19 protein-coding genes are annotated in these 19,936 nt (G+C 71.5%); 7 read left to right on the top strand and 12 right to left on the bottom strand.

Features of this window, described 5'->3' with window-relative positions:
* Positions 1–49: 49 nt before the first annotated feature.
* From ABH940_RS07475 to ABH940_RS07465, 3 genes are all read right to left on the bottom strand, one after another.
* Complete coding sequence (locus tag ABH940_RS07475; protein WP_370069069.1) at positions 50–2,740, bottom strand: bifunctional YncE family protein/alkaline phosphatase family protein; 2,691 nt, start codon at positions 2,738–2,740, stop codon at positions 50–52.
* Between the two features lie 303 nt (positions 2,741–3,043).
* A complete protein-coding gene (locus ABH940_RS07470) occupies positions 3,044–3,628 on the bottom strand; it encodes an FAD-dependent oxidoreductase (RefSeq protein WP_370104850.1) in 585 nt (194 codons plus the stop codon).
* Positions 3,538–4,218, bottom strand: coding sequence for an FAD-dependent oxidoreductase (locus ABH940_RS07465; protein ID WP_370104848.1), 681 nt, complete (start codon positions 4,216–4,218; stop codon positions 3,538–3,540). The genes ABH940_RS07470 and ABH940_RS07465 overlap by 91 nt, the downstream gene beginning before the upstream one ends.
* A gap of 171 nt (positions 4,219–4,389) precedes the next feature.
* Here ABH940_RS07465 and ABH940_RS07460 point away from each other — a divergent pair, with 171 nt between their 5' ends.
* Positions 4,390–5,397: an Lrp/AsnC family transcriptional regulator gene (locus ABH940_RS07460; RefSeq protein ID WP_370069073.1), complete on the top strand. Its 1,008-nt coding sequence runs from the start codon at positions 4,390–4,392 to the stop codon at positions 5,395–5,397.
* Here the strand turns inward: ABH940_RS07460 and ABH940_RS07455 are convergent.
* Both ABH940_RS07455 and ABH940_RS07450 read right to left on the bottom strand, forming a co-directional pair.
* Positions 5,299–6,852 carry a carboxyl transferase domain-containing protein gene (locus tag ABH940_RS07455; RefSeq protein ID WP_370069075.1) on the bottom strand — a complete coding sequence of 518 codons (1,554 nt, stop codon included), beginning with the start codon at positions 6,850–6,852 and terminating at the stop codon, positions 5,299–5,301. The two genes, ABH940_RS07460 and ABH940_RS07455, sit on opposite strands and share 99 nt — an antisense overlap.
* Positions 6,849–8,072 carry a CaiB/BaiF CoA transferase family protein gene (locus ABH940_RS07450; RefSeq protein WP_370104846.1) on the bottom strand — a complete coding sequence of 408 codons (1,224 nt, stop codon included), beginning with the start codon at positions 8,070–8,072 and terminating at the stop codon, positions 6,849–6,851. The genes ABH940_RS07455 and ABH940_RS07450 overlap by 4 nt, the downstream gene beginning before the upstream one ends.
* 178 nt (positions 8,073–8,250) lie before the next feature.
* On the opposite strand from ABH940_RS07450, the gene ABH940_RS07445 reads away from it, so the two are divergent.
* Genes ABH940_RS07445 through ABH940_RS07435 form a run of 3 tightly spaced genes read left to right on the top strand, consistent with a single transcriptional unit; the run spans position 8,251 to position 11,454 of the window.
* Complete coding sequence (locus tag ABH940_RS07445) at positions 8,251–9,681, top strand: amidase (protein ID WP_370104844.1); 1,431 nt, start codon at positions 8,251–8,253, stop codon at positions 9,679–9,681.
* A gap of 28 nt (positions 9,682–9,709) precedes the next feature.
* Positions 9,710–9,991, top strand: a complete 282-nt coding sequence (locus ABH940_RS07440; RefSeq protein ID WP_370104842.1) for a hypothetical protein — start codon at positions 9,710–9,712, stop codon at positions 9,989–9,991.
* Positions 9,988–11,454: a sodium:solute symporter gene (locus tag ABH940_RS07435; protein WP_370104840.1), complete on the top strand. Its 1,467-nt coding sequence runs from the start codon at positions 9,988–9,990 to the stop codon at positions 11,452–11,454. The genes ABH940_RS07440 and ABH940_RS07435 overlap by 4 nt, the downstream gene beginning before the upstream one ends.
* A gap of 76 nt (positions 11,455–11,530) precedes the next feature.
* Here ABH940_RS07435 and ABH940_RS07430 read toward each other — a convergent pair whose 3' ends face one another.
* Genes ABH940_RS07430 through ABH940_RS07420 form a run of 3 tightly spaced genes read right to left on the bottom strand, consistent with a single transcriptional unit; the run spans position 11,531 to position 14,579 of the window.
* Complete coding sequence (locus tag ABH940_RS07430) at positions 11,531–11,998, bottom strand: hypothetical protein (protein ID WP_370069083.1); 468 nt, start codon at positions 11,996–11,998, stop codon at positions 11,531–11,533.
* A complete protein-coding gene (locus tag ABH940_RS07425; RefSeq protein WP_370104838.1) occupies positions 11,995–13,413 on the bottom strand; it encodes a uracil-xanthine permease family protein in 1,419 nt (472 codons plus the stop codon). The genes ABH940_RS07430 and ABH940_RS07425 overlap by 4 nt, the downstream gene beginning before the upstream one ends.
* A gap of 41 nt (positions 13,414–13,454) precedes the next feature.
* Positions 13,455–14,579 carry an aryl-sulfate sulfotransferase gene (locus ABH940_RS07420; protein WP_370104837.1) on the bottom strand — a complete coding sequence of 375 codons (1,125 nt, stop codon included), beginning with the start codon at positions 14,577–14,579 and terminating at the stop codon, positions 13,455–13,457.
* 135 nt (positions 14,580–14,714) lie between these two features.
* Between ABH940_RS07420 and ABH940_RS07415 the strand changes: the two genes are divergently transcribed.
* Together ABH940_RS07415 and merB are read left to right on the top strand one after the other, a co-directional pair.
* A complete protein-coding gene (locus tag ABH940_RS07415; protein WP_370069088.1) occupies positions 14,715–15,353 on the top strand; it encodes a helix-turn-helix domain-containing protein in 639 nt (212 codons plus the stop codon).
* A gap of 128 nt (positions 15,354–15,481) precedes the next feature.
* Entirely contained in the window at positions 15,482–16,186 is a 705-nt protein-coding gene (gene merB, locus ABH940_RS07410; protein WP_370069090.1) for an organomercurial lyase, read from the top strand.
* Between the two features lie 28 nt (positions 16,187–16,214).
* Here the strand turns inward: merB and ABH940_RS07405 are convergent, their stop codons facing one another.
* Positions 16,215–16,973 carry a hypothetical protein gene (locus ABH940_RS07405; protein ID WP_370104835.1) on the bottom strand — a complete coding sequence of 253 codons (759 nt, stop codon included), beginning with the start codon at positions 16,971–16,973 and terminating at the stop codon, positions 16,215–16,217.
* Positions 16,974–17,256: 283 nt separating this feature from the next.
* Here ABH940_RS07405 and bla point away from each other — a divergent pair, with 283 nt between their 5' ends.
* Positions 17,257–18,174 carry a class A beta-lactamase gene (gene bla, locus ABH940_RS07400; protein ID WP_370104833.1) on the top strand — a complete coding sequence of 306 codons (918 nt, stop codon included), beginning with the start codon at positions 17,257–17,259 and terminating at the stop codon, positions 18,172–18,174.
* Between the two features lie 16 nt (positions 18,175–18,190).
* Here the strand turns inward: bla and ABH940_RS07395 are convergent, their stop codons facing one another.
* From ABH940_RS07395 to ABH940_RS07385, 3 genes are all read right to left on the bottom strand, one after another.
* Positions 18,191–18,724, bottom strand: coding sequence for a YceI family protein (locus ABH940_RS07395; protein ID WP_370104831.1), 534 nt, complete (start codon positions 18,722–18,724; stop codon positions 18,191–18,193).
* Between the two features lie 104 nt (positions 18,725–18,828).
* Positions 18,829–19,248 (bottom strand): nuclear transport factor 2 family protein, encoded by a 420-nt coding sequence (locus tag ABH940_RS07390; RefSeq protein ID WP_370069098.1) that lies wholly within the window; start codon positions 19,246–19,248, stop codon positions 18,829–18,831.
* A 153-nt stretch (positions 19,249–19,401) separates the two neighbouring features.
* Positions 19,402–19,905: a MarR family winged helix-turn-helix transcriptional regulator gene (locus ABH940_RS07385; protein ID WP_370104829.1), complete on the bottom strand. Its 504-nt coding sequence runs from the start codon at positions 19,903–19,905 to the stop codon at positions 19,402–19,404.
* Positions 19,906–19,936 lie beyond the last annotated feature (31 nt).

Raw genomic sequence — 19,936 nt, 5'->3', positions numbered from 1 at the left:
GACCCACCAGGCAGCGTGGGTCGGCCCTCGGGCACTTGCTCCGGTGTGGTCAGCCGTCGCTGTCGCCGGTCGGCGCGATGTCGGCGCCCGGGACCTGGTTCGGCAGCAGCACCGTGGAGTCACCCGGATAGGCCTTGGCGAAGCCGTTGGAGGCGTACCAGATGTCCCGGTTCTCCTGCTGCATGTTGATCATGTCCTCGTGCGCGTAGTCCTGCTTGGCCGACCACTGCGCCCACGCCTTCGCCGCCGCGTTGGGTGCCTGTGCGGGCTGCGGGTTGGTCTGCGTCAGCGGGATGTTGTTCGGCACGAAGCTGTACGGCGTGAAGTCCGGCTCGTCGGTGAAGACGTCGTACATCGGCTCCGCGGCCAGGTCCTCCTGGTTCATCGGCGGCAGGCCGAGGATCTGCTCGATGGTCCGCATGAAGTTCAGCTGGCTGTAGTACGAGTCGACCACCGCGCCGCGCTTCGCGTACGGGCTGATGACCATGGCGATGTTGCGGTGACCGTCGACGTGGTCGACGCCGTTCTGCGAGTCGTCCTCGATCACGAAGATCGCGGAGTCCTTCCAGTACGGGCTGTGCGAGATGGTGTCGACGATCCGGCCGAGTGCCAGGTCGTTGTCGGCGACGTGCGCCTGCGGCGTGATCCCGCCCGGGTTGGTGCCCTCGGTGTGGTCGTTCATCAGCCACATCATGTTGAGCGCGGGCAGGTTGCCGCTCTTGACGTACTGGGCGAAGTCGCTCTGGAACAGGTCGGCCCGGTACTGGTCGGGGATGTTGAGGTCGAAGTTGGGGAAGTCCGGCTTGGTGATCTTCGCCAGCGAGGGGATGTCCGTCTTCGCGGTGTAGCTGCCCAGCGGGTAGTTGAGCGGACCCGACGCCTGGCCCTGCATCACCTCGGCGTCGTGGAGCCACTTGGTCCAGCTGCCGGCCTGTGTCCCGTTGCCCTGCGCGTCGACGTAACTGCCGATCTGCTCGCCCCAGTTGACCACCGACTTGCCGTGGCTCTGGGCGTTGTCCCAGATCCAGCCGGACTTCACGTCGCTGAGCGGGTCGCCGGTCTGGTAGGAGCGGGCGTAGTTCCCGTACATCTGCTGCAGGTAGTTGTTGACGAACGCCTGGTCCAGCCAGTGGTGGCCCTCGGCGGAGTTGGTGCCGTCGGAGTAGAGGTTGTCGATCAGCGGGAACTGGCTGACGATCGAGTGGATGTTCGGCGTGACCTGCTTGCCGAACTGCGCCAGGCTCGGGTCGCCGTTGCCGCGCGGATCGTCGCCGAGCACCTGGTCGTAGGTGCGGTTCTCCTTGACGATGAAGAAGACGTGCTTGATCGTCGACGGGTCGCCGACCCGCAGCGGGACCGCGACCGGCTTGGCCGCGCCGTTACCGGTCTGGTTGCGCTGTTGCAGGCCGTTCCACTGGTTGTTCTTGAACACCTGCTCGGTGTACTGGGCCATCTGACGGGCGTTCGGCTCGGCAACGGTCTGCACGGTGCCGATGAAGTTGTAACCCAGGTGGGACGTGGCGGAGTTGGTGCCGGTGCCCTCGTTGATGGTGCCGTTCGGCCCGACCGAGCCCACGCCCTGCTCGCTCGCCACGACCAGCCGGTTCAGCTGCGTGTCCTTGGCGATACCGGTGGGGAAGGAGCCGGTCGGGATCAGGCCCTCGAAGCTCGGCTGCGCGTAGGCCCCCTGGTAGGAGTAGACGGCGACCGCGTTGTCCCGGCCCAGGCTGACCGCGAGATGCGAACTGTCCAGCATCGCCAGGCCGTTGGGCTGAGCGCCGTAGGGCGCGCCGGGTGCCGGGTTGGCGCTGAAGGTGCGGCCGAGCCGCTGCTTGGCGGTGTCGATGGTGGTAACGCTGTCGTCGTCCGTGTTGGCGACCAGGACGTTGCCGCCGACGGCCAGCAGCGCGCTCGGCTCCAGACCGACGTCGAAGGTCCGCACCTGCTTCCCGGCGGTGAGGTCGACCTCGGAGACCGTGCCGGAGGTCGGGACGGCGTTGTCGTCGTTGGTGACGACGGGGGTGCCGTAGGAGTCGTCGGTGCGGTCGCCGGGCTTGGCGGGACGGCCGCCCTGGTTGGACACGTAGGCCTTGCCGCCGACGACCACCACGGTGTTGGGCACGTTGCCGACGGCGATCTGCTTGACCACCGTGTTGGTGACCGGGTCGACCACGGCGAGCGTGTTGTTCGCGCTGAGGGTGACCAGCAGGCTGCCGTCGGGCGCCCAGGCGAGCCCGGCCGGGACGGCCTGGCGGCCGGAGACGCCCGGCAGGGCGACCGTGACGGGCGCGGAGAGGGTCCCGTCCACCGCGACGCTGAACCGCAACAGGTTGGCCGACTGCGCGGCCCAGAGGTACTTCCCGTCGGGGGAGTAGAGGATGCCGCCGTCGGAGATGTCACCGTTGCCGACCTGCTGCAGCACGGTGTGGTGGACCAGGTCGAAGACCGTCACGACGCCCGTCGTCGCGCCGCCGGTGTTGAGCGCCGCGGCGGTCCTGCCGTCCGGGTTGAGGGCCAGGCCGAAAGGGCGGCCGGTCTCCTTGATGACGTCGCCCACCGGGGTGACGAACTGGTTGGTCTGCGTCAGGTAGGACCCGTCGGCCTGGAGGCCGACCTTCTTGTTGCCCAGCGAGGTGGTGCCGAAGCCGCCCTCGGCGAAGGTCACCCCGACGCCCAGCGCGAGCGCCGCCGCAGTGGACGTCAGGACCACCGCTCGCCTGCCCATCGTGCGTGTCCGCATGAACTCGCTCCTCGTGCACGGGAAGTGGCCACCACCCTTGGCGACACCGGTGGCCAACCCGTGACTGTGTACGGCCCATGAGAAGAGGATCAGAACACCAGGAGGATCGGGCACGAAGGTATGGGACGTATGGGGAGCCGATGGTGAGGGGTCATCACCATGCCGGTGAGCACGAGGTTCTGCCCAGGAGCCGCTCGGCGGCCCGGGGGTCTGAATGGATTGGACATGACGGGGCGGCGAACTGGCGTGGCGTCAGGTTCGCCGATTGTTCGTCCGGTCCGCGGTCGGGCTGTTGACGGAACGTCAGTTCTCGGACGGGGCCGCCGGGAGCGTGGTGTTCCAGTCCAGGGTGCGCTGCACGTCCTCGTCCACCCGCGTCGAGGGACCCTGGCGGCGGGTGGTGTCCGGCGACACGGCGGTGGTGCGGGAGGCGGTCAGCCGGGCGCTGTTCGTCACGTTCTGCTCGGCGCGCGGCCTGCGGTGCGCCTCGTAGGCGTCCAGCGCGGCATCGGCTGAGGCACTGTCCCGCAGCGCCTTCGCCAGCACCACGGCGTCCTCCAGCGCCATCGACGCGCCCTGGCCGGTCGCGGGCGAGGCCGCGTGCGCGGCGTCGCCGATGAGGACCGTGCGCCGGCCGCGCCAGGGCAGGCCGGGAGTGAGGTGCATGGCGTTGGTCGCCATCAGGCTCTCGGTGGTGGCGGCCACGATGTCGGCGGTGGGCGTCCGGTCCGGGCGCAGCAGAGGCAGCAGGCGCTCGCGCCACTCGGCGGGCTTCGTGCCCCCGATCTCCTCCGCCGTCAGCGCCGGTCCGGGAACACGAGCGAACCAGTACGTCTCCCCGGCGGGTGACACCGCGTAGCCGAACGCGGTGCCGCTGCCCCGGACCATGGTGATCCGTCCGTCGGCGTGCGGGGCCGGGCCTCGGTCGTGTAGCCGTAGAAGACCGCCTGCCCCGCGTAGTCCGGCTGCGTGTCGGGCGTCAGTGACGAGCGGACGACGGAGCGGAGCCCGTCCGCGGCGACCAGCAGCTCGCCTTGCGCCGACGTGCCGTCCGTGAACCGTGCGGTGACGCCGTCGTCCGTGTCGTCGACGCCGACGAGCCGCGCGCCGTGGCGGATCGCGATCCCGCGCCGCGACAGCTCGCGCTGCAGTGCGGCAGCCAGCTCGGCGCGGCGCAGGCAGCGGAACCGGGTCAGCGGGTGCTCCACGTCCCCCAGCGGCACCGAGGCGAGCTCGGCGCCCTCCGCGTCCAGCACGTTCATCCAGATCAGCTCGAAACCCTCGGCGGCGACCGCCTCGGCCGCGTCGAACTGGGCCAGCGCCCGCATGCCGTTGCTCGCCAGGGTCAGGAACGCCCCGATGTCCGCGCCGCTCACCGGGTGCGCCTCGTGGACCGTCACCTCGAACCCGGCTTTGTGCAGCGCCAACGCCGCCGCCGAACCCGCGATGCCCCCGCCGATCACGATGATCCCGCTCAACTGTGCCCCCGTTTCACCGGCTTGACGGTCCCTGACGGTCCCTGACGGTCCCTGACGGGCGAGTCTAGACGGTTCGTCCACGGGTGCACCGTCGTCCGGCCGCGGCCAGGGTGCGGTCGGGGGTACGGCCGGGGGCGCGACCGGGGAGCGGCCACTGGTTAGTGTGTGAGGGTGACAGCGACGGAAGAGGGCCTGGATGCGCTGGACCGGCGCATCGTCGCCGCGCTGCAGGTCGACGGACGGGCCTCGTGGCGGCGGATCGCCGCCGTGCTCGGCGAGGGCGAACGGACGGTCGCCCGGCGCGGACTGCGGCTGCTCGACAGCGGCCAGGTCGTGGTGACCGGGCTGATCACCCAGGGCGAGACGGCCATCGTGCGGCTGAACTGCCGCCCGGGAGCGGTCCGGGATGTCGCCGTCGCCACCGCGGACTGGGACGACACGATCTTCAGCTACGCCCTGGCCGGACCGGTCGACTGCGTCGCCGAGGTACAGTGCCCGCCCGGCCGGCTCGGCAACCTGATGCTGGACCGGATCCCGGCACTCCCCGGCGTGGTCTCCCAGCACGTCTCGCCGGTGCTGCGCTACTTCCGGACCGTGCACGAGTGGCGTCCCGCCGTGCTGACCCCGGCCGAGGAGGCCGAGCTGGACGGCGGCAGTCAGATCCCGGACCGCGTCGACCCGCCGGACGTCGAGGTCGGCCCGGACGAGTGGCGACTCCTCCAGGCCCTGGCCGAGGACGGCCGCCGTACCCACGAGGAGTTGGCGGCTGTCACGGGGATGTCCGAGGCCACGGTCCGACGCCGCCTGGAGACCTTCACCCGGCGCGGGCTGGTGAGCGTGCGGGCCTCCGTCGAGCCGGCCCTGCTCGGCCTGCCGGTCGAGGCGATGCTGTGGATCCGGACCAGACCGGACCAGGTCGAGGCGGTCGGCGCGATGCTCGTCGAGTCGCCGCTGGTCCGCTACTGCGCGACCGTGATGGGCGAGCACCAACTGCTGGTGGACGTCACGCAGCCGTCCAAGCAGGCCCTGCAGGAGTTCCTCACCGCCTCGCCCTGGGTCCACCGCGTCGAGGCGATCCAGTCACACCTGGTCGTCGAGGCGTACAAGCGCAGCGCTGCGGCGACCCCGCTGCTCCGCGCGGCGCACGGGGTCGGCCACCGAGCCGGCAACCGGGCTTGATCGGGCGCTGAGCGCGGCGAGTTCGGCGAGTTCGCCGCTCACGGCGGCGCTGACGGCGCGGATCAGGGCTGACGGCGTGTCGGGCTCGGCGATGATCCGGTCGACGGTGCCCGCCCGGAGGAGGTCGTGGGCACCGATGTGCTGGGCGCGGGCGAGGTCGGCGGCTCTGTCAGTGGTGCGGTGCAGGATGGCGGAAGCACCTTCGGGGGGCAGGGGTGCGAGCCAGGCGTGCTGCGTGGCGAGGACGCGGTCGGCCGGGAGCAGGGCGAGGGCCGCGCCTCCGGTTCCCTGCCCGAGAAGGAGACTGAGGGTGGGGGCCGGCAGCGTGATCAGCTGCTGGAGACAGCGGGCGATCTCGCCGGCGAGCGCCGCTTCTTCCTGGGCCGGGCCGAGCTGGGCGCCTGCGGTGTCGATCACGGTGACCACGGGCAGGCCGAGCTCTGCGGCGAGCTGCATGCCGCGCCGGGCGGTGCGCAGTCCGGCGGGGGTGATGTCGGTGCCCTGTGTGCGGGCCGCCGCGCGGTCGTGGCCGATGACGACGCAGGGGGTGGCGTCGAAGCGGGCCAGCGCGAGAGTGAGGGCGTCGTCGCGTTCGCCCGCGCCGGTGCCGTGGAGGGGGACGAGGGAGTCGGCGGTGGCGAGGAGGTCGGCAAGGCCGGGGCGGTCGGGGGCCCGGGTGAGGGTGACGGACTGCCAGACGTCGTCGGTGGGTTGACTGAGGTGTGCCTCGGGTGCGGCGGCGGGCTTGTCGGCGCGCGTCTCGGCCGCGCCCGGGGTGAGGATGCGCAGGATGTCCCCGGTCCGCGCGCGGAGTTGGTCGGTGGTGAGGACGGCGTCGACGATGCCGTGGTGGTCGAGGTTCTCGGCGGTCTGGACGCCGCCCGGGAACTCGCGGCCGTAGAGGGCCTGATAGACGCGGGGGCCGAGGAAGCCGACGAGGGCGTGCGGCTCTGCGGTCGTGGTGTGGCCGAGGGAGCCCCAGGACGCGAGCACGCCGCCGGTGGTCGGGTGGCGGAGATGGACGAGATAGGCGAGCCCTGCGGCCTTGTGGGCGGCGAGGGCGGCGACGATGGGGACCATGCCGACGAAGGCGGGGGTGCCCTCCTGCATGCGGGTGCCGCCGGTGGCGGGGCAGGCGAGCAGGGGCAGGCCCTCGGCGGTGGCGCGGTGGACGGCGAGCAGGAGCCGGTCGGCCGCGGCGACGCCGACGGACCCGGCGAGGAAGCCGAACTCGCCGACGATCACGGCGATCCGTCGGCCGTGGATGCGGCCCTCGCCGGTGAGAACGGCTTCGTCCGCACCGCCACTGCGCTCGCGGGCGCGGGTGAGGTCGTCGGCGTAGGGGCCGTGGACCGGGTTGCCGCGTGGTGGGGTGTCCCAGCACGTCCAGCTGCCCTCGTCGAGAAGCTGGTGCGCGAACTGCAACGACGCGGGCGTGGTGCGGGCGGTCGTCACTTCGAGCTCCCCGGGGTCGACGCGAGTGCGGCGACCTCCGTCGCCTCCGTGGCCGCGAGCCAGGCGCGGACGGAGGCGTCGTGCTCGCCGAGGGTGGGCGGCGCCTGGTGGACCGCAGTGTCGGCGGCCTCCTCGTCGAAGGACCACGGCGTACCGGGCAGGCTGATCGTACCGAGCGTGCTGTGCTCGACGTCGATCACCAGTCCCTGCTGTCGGGTCTGCTCCCACCGGTAGACCTCGTCGATGCTGCGCACCCGCCCGGCGGGTATCCCGGCCGCGTCGAGCCGTTCGAGCCAGTGGGCGGCGCTGTCGGTCGCGAAGGCGCCCTCCAGCAGCGCGGCGAGTTCCTGACGGTGCGTCACCCGATCGGCGTTGGTGGCGAACCGGTCGTCGTCCGGGTCCAGGCCGGTGACCTGCGCGACCGCGCGCCAGAGCGACTCGCTGCCCGCCGCCAGCTGGATCTCGCCGTCCGCGCAGTGGAAGAGCCCGTAGGGCGCGATCGACGGGTGCTGGTTGCCGGTCGCGCGCGGGACCTCGCCCGCCACGGTCCAGCGCGTGCCCTGGAAGCTGTGGATCCCGACCAGGGAGGAGAGCAGTGAGGTCCGCACGACCCGGCCGCGTCCGGTGGACTCGCGTTCCAGCAGCGCGGCCAGCACCGCCGTCGCGCCGAAGATCCCGGCCAGCAGGTCGGCGATGGGGGTGCCGACCTTGGCGGGCGCACCCGGCTCTCCGGTGAGGCTCATCAACCCGGCCTCGCCCTGGGCGATCTGGTCGTAACCGGCCCGGCCGCCCTCGGGTCCGTCGTGGCCGAAGCCGCTGATCGAGAGCACCACCAGGGCCGGGTTGAGCTCGTGCAGCCGCTCGACCGGGAAGCCGAGCCGGTCCAGCACGCCGGGCCGGAAGTTCTCCACCAGCACGTCGGCGCGCTGTACCAGACGGGTGATCAGATCCCGCCCGGCCTCGGACTTGAGGTCGGCGGTCACCGACTCCTTGTTGCGGTTGCAGGAGAGGAAGTACGTCGACTCCCGGGCGTGCTCGGGGCCGACGAAGGGGGGACCCCAGCCGCGGGTGTCGTCGCCCCGGCCCGGGGCCTCGATCTTGATCACGCGGGCGCCGAGGTCGCCGAGCATCATCGCAGCGTGCGGCCCGGCCAGGGCACGGGACAGGTCGAGCACGAGCCGTCCGGCGAGCGGGCCCCGCGGGCGTGGTTTCTGCGTCATGGATTGCTCCAGGCGTGGTGCGGCATGGGGGTCCCCTTGGCCAGAAGCAGGGGATCGCTCATAAGAATGACTAGAAACGTCATTTTGAGCAATCTATTGACGAGATTCGTCTCGGCCCACAGGATGGGCGACCCGAGGAACAACCGCGACCCACGTCACCCGCCGCACCGAGGACCCCATGAACGAGCCCCTCCACTACGCCGACGCGACCGCACTCGCCGCCCTGATCCGGCGTCGCGAGCTCTCCAGCCGGGAGGTGGTCCAGGCCCATCTCGACCGCATCGACCAGGTCAACCCCCGGATCAACGCGATCGTCACGCTCGACCCGGAGGGCGCGCTCACCGCCGCCCGCGCCGCCGACGACCGGCTCGCCCGCGGGCTTCCGGTCGGTCCGCTGCACGGGTTGCCGATCGCGTTCAAGGACACCCACCTCACCCGCGGGATGCGGACGACCCACGGCTCGCCGCTCTTCGCCGACCACGTCCCCGACGAGGACGAGCTGCTGGTGGAGCGGATCGGGGCGGCCGGCGCGATCCGGATCGGCAAGACGAACGTGCCGGAGTTGGCGGCCGGCTCGCACACCTTCAACACCGTCTTCGGCGCCACCCGCAACCCCTACGACCCCACCCGCTCCGCGGGCGGCAGCAGCGGCGGTGCGGCTGCCGCGCTCGCCGCCGGGCTGCAGCCGCTCGCGGACGGCAGTGACATGGGCGGCTCGCTGCGCAACCCCGCGTCCTTCTGCAACGTCGTCGGCTTCCGTCCGACGCCGGGGCGGGTACCGGCGTACCCGTCGGCGCACGTGTGGGAGACGCTCGCCGTGCCGGGTCCGATAGCGAGAACCGTCGCCGACGTCGCCTTGCTGCTCTCGGTCATGGCCGGGCCCGATCCGCGCTGTCCGACCAGCCTGGAGACGCCGGGGGAGGCTTTCCGAACGCTGGGGGAGGTTGACGTGTCCGGTCTGCGGATCGCCTGGGCGCCCGACCTCGGCGGCACCGTCGACGTCGAGCCGGAGGTACTCGCCGTCCTCGAGGCGCAGCTGAAGGTCTTCGAGGAGCTCGGCGTGCGCATCGAACCCGCCTGCCCGGACCTGCGTGCCGCCCACGGCGTCTTCCGGACGCTGCGCGCCCACGAGTTCGACCTCGCTCTCGGCGATCTGCTGGACCGTCACCGCGACGCGCTCAAGCCCAGCGTGGTCTGGAACATCGAGGATGGCCGGGGCCTGACCGGCACCGACATCGCTCGTGCGACGGCTGACCGTACCCGGCTGCACCTGGAGGCGACCGCCTTCTTCCAGCGTTACGACCTGCTGCTCGCCCCGGTCAGTCAGGTGCTGCCGTTCCCGGTGGAGTGGGAGTACCCGGCCGTCGTCGCCGGGCGTCCGCAGCACACCTATCTGGACTGGATGCGCTCGGCCTACCTGATCAGCGTCCTCGGCACGCCCGCGCTCTCCGTGCCCGCCGGGTTCTCCGCCGAGGGGCTGCCCGTCGGCCTGCAGATCGTCGGTCCGCCCCGCGCCGACCTGGCGGTGCTGCGCGCGGGCCACGCCTTCGAGTCCGCCACCCGGCACCACCTGCGGCGTCCGACCTTCGGCACGCCGACCTCACCCTGACCCCCACCCTGCGACCGACAGGAACTCCATGAAGCCGAAGCACGTCGTCTGGGCCTGCGTTCCGGTCCTCGGATTCTTCGCAGCGCCCTTCCTGCCCTTCGTCAACGGCCCACATCTGTGGTTCGGTCTGCCGTCCGTCCTGGTCTGGGCCGTGCTCTGGACGGTCGGCACGACCGTCGCGCTCTACGCGGTCGAACGCTCGGCCGACCACGCCGACCACGCCGACCACGCCGACGACGCCGACGACGCCGAGCACGCCGACGACGCCGACCCGAAGACCGCCACCCGGGCCGAGGAGGCCGCGAGATGAACACGAGCATGGTCATCACCGTCCTGGGCATGGTGGCGATCGCCGCCCTCGGCATCTCAGGGCGTCGGCGTCCCAGCAAGCAGCTGGGGGAGTGGACCGTCGGGCACCGCAACTTCTCCGCCGCCACCTCCTGGTTCCTGCAGGCGGGCGAGTTCTTCACCACCTTCAGCTTCCTGGGTCTGGCCGGTCTCGCCTTCGGCGGAGGTGTCTCCGCCACCTATGCCATCGGCTATCTGGCGATCAGTCTGGTGACGATGTACTGGATCGGCCCGCGCACCTGGCGTCTGGGCCGCGACCACGGCTACCTCACCCAGGCCGACTTCTTCGCCCACCGCTTCGGCAGCCCGCTGCTCGGCAAGGTCGTCGCCGTCGTCGGCGCGGTGTTCCTGTTGCCGTACCTGCAACTGCAGATCACCGGCCTGGGGTTGATCGTCCAACTGGCCACGGGCAGCCACGCGGGCGCGAACCTGAGCATGGTGCTGGCCACCGTGCTGACGGTCGGCTTCGTGCTCTGGTCCGGCATCCGCGGCATCGCCCGGGTCGCGTACCTCAAGGACGCGTTGATGGTGCTCGCCCTGCTGGTGCTGCTGGTCGCGGTGCCGATCTCCGTCAGCGGAAGCCTCGGCCACCTCTTCCACACCCTCCAGCACACGCACCCGCAACTGCTCACCCTGCACCCGCCGGGCTACGACGCGACCTGGTTCACCACGTCGATGCTGATCAGCGCGCTCGGCTCGGGCCTCAACACCATGCCGCACCTGTGGCTGCCGGTCCTGTCCGCCCGCAGTGGCAAGGCGCTGCGCAGCAACTACATCTGGCTGCCGCTCTACCAGGTGGCCCTGGGCATCCCGGTCATCGTCGGCCTGGCCGGAGTGCTGGCGCTGGCACCCGGCACGTCGAGCAAGTCGGTGCTGCTGACCATGGCCGCACACAGCCTGCCCGGCTGGGTCGTGGGCCTGATCGCCGTGGCGGCGGCGGGCGCGGCGATGGTGCCCTCGGCGGCGATCGTCATGGGCATCTCCACCCTGGTCTCGCACAATCTCGTCCCTGCCCGGAGCGAGCGGGCCCGTCTGACGGCCAATCACCTCACCGTCGTCGCAGCCTCCGGAGCGGCTCTGGTGCTCGGCCTCACCCGGCCCGACCTGCTCACCAACCTGCTGCTGCTCACCTACGGCGGCCTGGCCCAGCTCGCCCCCGCCACGGTGGCCGCGCTGGCCCGGCGCAACCGCCTCGGCGCGACCCCGGCGCTGCTGGGCATCGTCACCGGCGTCGCCTGCCTCACCTGGCTGACCTTCGGCAGCGTGGACATCGGCACCTGGGACCCCGGTCTGGTCTCGTTGGCCCCGAACCTGGCCGTCACGGGCATCGCGACCCTGGTGCTCGGCACGCGCCGCGACAGCACCGGGGCGCGGGCGGAGACCGCTGCGCCCGAGGCCGCCGTCCCTGCGTCCGAACTGGGCTGAATCCGCTGAACGCGTGGCGGCCGACCGGGCTTTGACGTCCGGTCGGCCGGTTTCGCGCCCGCGATGGCGCGGGTGGTCAGAACGAGAACGGACCGGGCGTCTGCGCGGAGGTCGCCGTGCAGGTGGCCGTGATCCCGAACACGGTGACCGTGAGCGAGGTGGCGGACAGGTTGTCACCAGCCGCCACCGTCCCGGTCAGCGGGCCCGTCGAGACGGCGCTGCCGGCCGGGATGTCGGGGTTGGCGTCGCCGGTGAAGGACACCGTGCTGCCGTCGGTGTTGGTCATGGTGAGGTTGGAGCTGACGGAGTCGGCGCCGATGTCGAGCGGGGCCGTGATGGCCGAGGTCGACAGCGTGATCGTCGCGGCGGTGCCGTTCTGGGAGGCCGTCAGCGTGGCCGTGCCCGAGCCGTAGGAGCCGCAGTCGAACGCGACGGTGGCGGAGTCGGGCGAGACCGCGCCGGCCAGGGGCGCCTGAGCCACGCCCGCACCGAGGAGGACCGAGACGGCAAGTGCCGTGCCGGCGCCGAGTCTTGCGTGCTTCATGAAGAGTCTCCTTCCGTGGTGCGCGAGGAAGCCTCCGGAACGAAGTCAGTCGGCTTCCGGATCGCGCCCATTGACGCATCCACGACAAGAGACAGCAAGGCTCGTGCACGAAATTTCCCGTTTGGCGCCTCCCCTCGGCGCGTCAGGGAGCGAAGCGAGCTCACCGCGTGCAGCAGGACGGCCGTCAGGGTCCCGGCCACCACGCCGCTGCCGAGGACCGTCCGGGCCCAGTCGGGGAGGTCGGGGTACAGGTCGGGTGCGACCACCGGCAGCAGACCTACCGTCAGGGCCAGGCCGACGACCAGCGCGTCGGGGGAGCTGCCGCCCGGCCGTATCCGGCTCAGCGCCCGGCCGAGCATCTCCACGCCCATCGCCGTGATCATCGCGTAGACCACCAGCGCCGAACCCGCGACGACCGCCGTCGGCAACCCGGCGACCAGCCGTGACAGCGGGGAGAACAGGCCGGCTGCGACCAGCAGGACACCGGCCGTCGCCGTCACGGAGCGGCTGCGGACGCCGGTCAGCCGGGTCAGGCCGACATTCTCCGAGCTGGTCACCATCGGTGGCGCGCCCAGGAATCCGCCGAGCAGCGACACCAGCGCGTCGGCGCGCGCCAGACGCGGGACGTCCCGGCCGAGATCGGGTTTCTCGCTGTTGAGGGCGGTCTGGCCGGTGGCTTCGGCCAGCGAGGTGAGGCTGAACAGCAACAGGGGCAGCGCCGCCGGGAGGTCGAACTCCGGTGTGCCGTAGGGCAGCAGGTGCGGCAGCGAGAACGCGGGCCCGGCTGCCGGGGTGAACGAGCCGAGTCCGGTGACGACCACCAGGACGGTGCCGCCGAGCATGCCGACCAGCACCGCCGACTGGCGCCAGGCACCCCGCAGCAGCAGGTGGGCGAGGAGGGTGAGCGCGACGGTCAGCCCTGCGGCGGCCAGGGTGTGAGACGAAGCGCTGCCGCTCGCGCCCACGAGCAGCTGCGTGGTGACCCGGACCATCGACACCCCAACCAGCAGCACGGTCACCCCCATGACCAGCGGTGGAAAGAGCCTGACCACCCGTCCGTACACGGGGGTGACCGCGAGCAGCAGCGCCGCCGCGAGTAGGACGGAGCCGGACGCAACGGCTGGTCCGTGGACATGGGCGATCTGCAGGAAGAGCGCGGTGGCGGCCCCGCCCGGCAGCATGACGAAGGGCAGGCGGGCCCCGAAGGACCACACTCCGAGCGACTGCAGTACCGAGCCCGCTCCCGACAGCACCAGCACCGTGGCCAGCAGGGACGCGGTCTGACCAGGCGTCAGCCGGAGCGAGGTCCCTACGAGGAAGACGGCGGAGACCGGCGTGGCCGCCATGGCGAGGACGTGCTGGCACGCGAGCGGGACCAGACGTCGGAGCGGCTGCCGCGCGTCCGCGGCTCCCATGTCCGGGGCTCTCATGTCCGCGGCTCTCATGTCTGGGGCCGTCACGGGCGCGTGTTCAGCCACGGGATCTCCTCGGGGGCGTAGCGGTAGGCGCGGAAGACGGCGTTGGGCTCGGCGGGGAACAGCGACCGGACCTCCGTCTCGGCGTATGCGCCGAAGTGGGGCACCACGTACTCCCAGCACAGGTAGCCGTCCGCCGTCACCTCGAAGAGGCGCCCCGCGGGCGAGTCGGTGACGAGGGTGTTGCCGCCCGGCAGCCGTTGGGCCGCACCCATGAAGGGCGCGAAGAACGCCTCCTTGGCCGGGTCGTGGTACTCCCAGGCGACACTGCCGTCGGTCCGGTCGATCTCGACGACCCGCGAGTACGGCACGTCGTGGCCGGGTCGGAAGACGCCGTTGTCGAAGACGAGCAGGCGGCCACCGTCCAGCTCGGTCGGGCAGTGCTGCTGGGAGACCGTGCCGGGCGGGGTCCGCCACAGGATCTCGCCGGTGCTGCGGCTGATCACCACCACCGCGGAGACGCTGCGCAGGCTGGCCAGCACGTTGCCGTCGGCGAGCGGGGTGACGCTGTTGATCAGCGGCCAGTGCTCACGGGCGTAGTCCGGGTGGAGCGGGAACGCGGCACGGTCCAGATGCTCGGCGGCACGCCAGCTCCAGCGCATCGACCCGTCCGGTCCGACCTCGGTGATGGTGTCGGCCCACACCGTCGCACTGTCGGCCTCCGAGCCGGACACCCCGCCGAGGACCGTCGACGCCTCCGCGCCCCGCAGGGGTTCGACACCGGTGTAGAGGACTCCGCCGTCGTCGAGGTGGTGGGCGTCGTGGTGCTGGCGCGGGTCCCGGTGCTCCCACAGCACTTCGCCGTCCGGTGCGGCGCGGAGCATCACCCCGCCCCGGTACTTGTGCCACATCGGGAAGAGTGCCGCCACGCCGGGCAGCACGCCGTTGTAGGCGAGCTCGCCGCCGCGCACGATCCGGGCGTGCCGCCCCGGCCGGTACGGGAACCGCCAGCGGTGCGCGGGCCGCCCGTGCAGGTCCACCAGGTGCACCTCGCCACCGCCGGTCAACGGGGCGAAGAGGGTGAAGCCGGGGAAGGCGGCGTCCGGATCGAGGGCGATCAGCCCGGTGCCGCGACGGCGTCGTTGGTTCTGGTCGACTCGTGCCACGAAACGCTCCCATCAAAGTTTGTTTGATGACGTCAAAGTGCTTCGACGATAGGAGCGTGGTGTGTCGGCTGTGTTGCAGCCGTACGAAACGTGCCGTGCGGGTGCGTAAGGTGGCCGCAGGGAGGTGTGGCGATCATGGGTGAATCGGCCTCGGGCGCGGGCATGGGCACGGGCGCGGACGCAGAGGCGGGGACGACCGGTGGCGGTGACGGCGAGCGCGCCGAGCAGCGCCTCGGCGGCGCGGTCCGCCGCCGACGCCGCGCCCTCGACCTGACCCTCGCCGAGGTGGCGCGGCGGACCGGCCTGTCCGTCCCCTTCCTCAGCCAGATCGAGAACGACCGGGCCCGCCCCAGCATGCGCTCGCTGCAACGGATCGCCGACGGGCTGGAGACCACCGCGGTCGACCTGCTCGCCACCGCCGATGCCGCCGACCGCCCGGTCGACGTCGTCCTGGCCGGGGCCGACGCGGGTCTGTCCCCGGACGCGGGAGTCCGCCCGCTGGTCCGTGGACGCCGTCAGCTGCACGCCCTGGAGTTCACCGGCGACCAGCAGGCCGACCGCGAATTCCTGCACCTGGGCGACGAGTTGATGTACGTCGCCGACGGCGCGGCGGAGGTCGAGGCCGAAGGCCGGATCCACCACCTCCGCCGCGGCGACACTCTCTACCTCTCCGGCGGCGTCCGCCACCGCTGGCGCAGCCTCAGTCCCGACACCCGCGTGCTGGTGGTCGCGGTCTCCGACCACGCCGCCGGAGGACCGCCACCCGCTCGCTGACCCGGCCGGTCCGGACCCCGTCCCGTAGGACAGCAAGCCCGTAGGACAGCAAGCCCGCAGCAGAGCAAGCCTGGAGCGGTGCAAGCCCGCAGCACCGCAAGCCCGCAGGAGAGCAAGGGAGTGCCGCCGTGAACGACGCCACCGGCGCACCGCTGCACGCGGCGGACACCGAGCAGGTCCGCCTGGCCGTCTACGCCCACTTCGCCCGCACCGGGGACGCGCCGTCCCCGGCGGACCTCGCCGCCGGGACCGGCCTGCCGCAGGCCGTCGTCCGGCGCGTGCTGCAGGCCCTGCACGGGCATCGCGACGTGGTGTTGGACGCGGAGGATCCGGACCGGATCGTCATGGCGCATCCGTTCGCGTCGATCCCGCTCGGCTTCTCGGTCATGGGTCGAAGCACCCTGTGGTGGGGCGGCTGCGCCTGGGACTCCTTCGCCGTTCCCCACCTGCTGCAGGACGAGCCGGACGTCCTCGTCGCCACCCGCTGCCCGGCGTGCGACACCCCGCACGCGTGGGTGGTCGGTCGTCAGGCCCCGCCGCCGGGGGCGCAGATGGCCCACTTCCTCACCCCGGCGGACCGCGTCTGGGACGACGTCGTGCACACCTGCGCGCACCAGCGCCTGTTCTGCTCGGCCGACTGCGTCGACGCCTGGCTGGAGCGCACCGGCCGGCCACGCGGCTACGTGATGGACCTGCCCACCCTGTGGCGTCTTGCCCGCCACTGGTACGCGGGCCGGATGGACCGGGGTTACCAGCGCCGCGATCCCGCCTCCGCCGCGGCCTACTTCGCCGAGGTGGGACTGCACGGCCCGTTCTGGGGCCTGCCCGACTGAGCCGGAACGGCAACGGCGGCCCCGATCGTCACTGCGCGTCCAGGGACGACGGTCCCATGACGATCACCGGATGGGCGGCGGGGTCGAGCCAGCGCTCGGTGAGCCGCATGTCGTTCTCCGGATTGGATACGCAGCCCGCGGTGTAGTTCCCGTCGCTGACATGGAACCAGATGCCGCCGCCGCGGTAGTAGCCCATCGGGCGGCGCTGGTCGGTCGGCGGGGCGCCGACCACCCGGTTGTAGTCGATGGCGACGACGTAGTCGAAGAGGCGGGACCGGGAGGCCCCGTTGGCGGAGTGGCCGCCGAGGGCGTAGAGGCCGCGGGAGTACTGGTAGCTGAGCCGGGTCCCGGGGTTGGGGAGTCGGCCGCCGGCGTTGTGCAGGGTGTAGACGCCGGTGGGGGTGTGCATGTCGCCCGCATAGTGGTCCGAGGTCCAGCCGCGCTCGCCGTTGTGGCCGCTCCACTGGGCCACGCGTTGCCAGCTGCCGTTGCTGAACTGCCAGAGCGACACGGTGTTGTGCGAGGAGTTCCAGCCCGCGCCCTGAACCAGGACGATCTGCCGGGCGGAGCCGGGCACCTGGCTCCAGGTACGCGGGCCGATGCCGTCCGGCCGCGCCGGAACCGCGTGCGCGCCACTCTGCGTACCGCTCTGCGCACTGCTCGCTGCACTGCTCTGCGCGGCCATGGCCGGGGCGCCGGCGCCCACCACGGCGCCGAGGGCGAGCGCCAGCCCGAGGGCCTTCCGGGCCAGGCGGGCTTGACGGTCGAGGTGCGGACTCTGCTGCATGAGGACTCCGTGATGTCCCGCCCCTGCGGGCGAACCAGTACGTCGGTCGGTGAGCTGCGTCGTTGCCCCCGATCGGGGTGATTCACCGTGACAGACGACCTGGTGGCCCAGCCGTCAACGCGCCATTACGGCGCGCAAGCTGCACCGGATGGCGGCATGGCGGGCACCCGTCCGAGTTGATGGGCCGTCAGCTCCGTCGCCGTCACGTCGGGGAACTGGCCTGCAGCGTGTTGCGTCAGTAATCGGGGATATGTCGCGTACGCACAGGTGGAGGAAGACATTCATGGAGTTGCACCCGAGCCGACGCGGCCTTCTTGCCGGTGCTGCCCTGACGGCGCTCACCGTGGCTCTTCCCGGCGCGGGGCCGGCCTTCGCCCAGGACGCGGACGACGCCGCCCAGGCGGGGATCGCTGGGCGGTTCCGCGCGCTCGAACGGGCGCACTCCGCCCGGCTTGGCGTCTTCGCACGCGACCTGCACACCGGCCGGGCGGTGCTCCACCGGGCCGACGAGCTGTTCCCGATGTGCTCGACGTACAAGGCGGTCGAGGTCGCGGCGGTGCTCCGGGACCTCGACCGTGACGGTACGTTCCTCGCCGAGCGGATCCACTACACGCAGGCGGACGTCACGCGCTCGGGCTACGCGCCGATCACCGGCCTGCCGGAGAACCTGGCCGACGGGATGACGGTCAGTCAGTTGTGCGCCGCCGCGCTCGACTACAGCGACAACGCGGCGGCGAATCTGCTGCTGCGCCTGCTCGGTGGCCCGACTGCGATCACCCGTTACTGCCGCTCCCTGGGCGACGAGGTCACCCGGCTCGACCGCTGGGAGCCCGAGCTGAACTCGGCGGAGCCGGGCCGGGTGACCGACACCTCCAGCCCGCGCGCCCTGGGCCGGACCTTCGCCCGGCTCACCCTCGGCGACGCCCTCGACCGGGCGGACCGGGAGCGCCTGACCGACTGGCTGCTGGCGAACACGACCGGTGGCAAGCGTCTTCGGGCGGGACTGCCCACCGGCTGGACTGTCGCGGACAAGACCGGCAGCGGCAGCTACGGCACCACCAACGACGTCGCCATCGTGTGGCCGCCCGCCCGGCGCCCGATCGTCATGGCCGTCCTGTCCACCAAACACGACGCCACCGCGCCGACCGACGAGCCGCTGCTCGCCGAGACGGCCGCGCTGCTGGCGACCGCGTTCGCCTGATACTCACCGCTCACTGTCAGGACTGGGCGGTGCTTTCGTCGGTGCGGCGGGCGCGGACGGTGGCGACCAGTACGAGGTGGCGTCCAGCCATGCCCTTGAGCTTGGTGACGCCGTGGGCGTAGCGGTCGACGGTTCCGGTCGCCTCGACGGTGATCTCCTCGCCGTCGACCTCGGCCTTGGCCACGGTGAAGGTGACGGGCGCGCGGACGCCGTGGGCGGTCAGGTGTCCCTGGAGGGCCCAGACGCCGGACCCGTCCAGCTCGGCCCCGGTCGAGGCGAAGACGATGTCGGGGTAGACCTCGGTGTGCAGCAGCGCCTTGGACAGGACCTGGCGGTCCCGGTTCTTGTTGCCGGTGTCGAAGCTGGCCGCGTCGGCGACGGCGTCCACCCGGGTCTCGGTGAGCGGCTCTGCCAGGGAGACGGTGCCGCCGCGCAGCCGGAAGCTGCCACGGACCGTGCCCAGCCCGAAAATGTGCTTGGTGGTGAAGGTGATCTCTGAGCGGGGGACGTCGATGGCGTAGCGTCCCGGCTTCGGCGTTGCGGTGGTCATGATGACCTCCTCTTTGACTTGAGCCTTCAACTAAAACCCTAGCCCCGCCGAATTGAAGGCTCAAGTTGCAGCGTGTCGGAGCGGGGTCGCATTCCCCGGATGGCTCAGGCGAGGCCGAGCTGGGCGGCGATGACCGTGCCGGAGGGGTAGCAGTCGAAGCGCTTGATCTTGCCGTCGACCAGCTCGAACACGTCGCAGCACGGGGCGTCCATGCGCCTGCCGGTCGGCGGGACGGTGCCGGTGGGCAGCTGGAGCGGGCCGTTCTGGGTGCCCTGCAGGCGCAGCTGCACGACCACGATGTCGCCCGTGACGTAGAACCGCTCCAGCGAGCGGTGCATGTCCGGGAAGGCCTCGGCGTAGACCTCGACGGTCTTGCCCAGCTCGTCCGGGCCCTTGTAGGTGAGCGGGAGGGACATGTCGGTGAAGGTGCCGTCCTCGGTGAACGACCCGATCCAGCCCGCGACGTCCTGCTCCTCGGCGGCCTGGTATGCGGCGCGGATGATCTTCTCGTTGTCGTGGGACATCTCGACTCTCCTGGTCCGTCGACGGCCGGATGAGTGGTCGCCGGGTGGCTTCCGCGTACGGATTAACTTTAACATTCAAGTCATCCCAGAACGCAAGGAGATGCACTGCAGAATTTTCAAGCAAGTTGATCGACGATGGCTTGACGCGTCAGGTCACCGCGCCGGCGAGTCGATGCGCTGCAGGATGCGCTCGGCGTCCTGGCCGAGGCGGCGCAGGCGTTCGCCGGAGAGGTTGTCAACGACGAGATGGCGGACGTAGGCCACGTGCGCCGGGGTGGCGGATTCGAGCTTCGCCATGCCGGCGGGCAGCAGGATCGCGTTGGTGAACCGGCCGTCGGCCGGATCCGGCTCGCGGCGCACGTAGCCACGGCTCTCCAGCCGCTTGACCATGTGCGAGAGCCGCGACAGCGAGGTGCTGGTGTGCTCGGCGAGCGCGCTCATGCGCAGGGTCCACTCCGGGGCCTCGGAGAGCATGGCGAGCGCCATGTACTCGACCATGCTCAGATCGGCGTCGCGCTGCAGCTGGGTGTCGATGGCCCAGGGGAGGCGGGTCATCAGGCGGACCACCGCCATCCAGGAGTCCAGCTCGCCGGAGCTGAGCCACGGGGCCGCATGCTCGTCTGACTGGGTGGTCGGCGCCTCGTCCTGAATGCTCATCCTGGCAGCGTATCAGCCGCATGCTGCGTAC

This window comes from Streptacidiphilus sp. BW17 (genome assembly GCF_041262485.1).
Lineage (GTDB): Bacteria > Actinomycetota > Actinomycetes > Streptomycetales > Streptomycetaceae > Streptacidiphilus.
The sequence above is the reverse complement of the archived record's forward strand: the minus strand, read 5'-3'. Positions and strand labels throughout refer to the sequence as shown.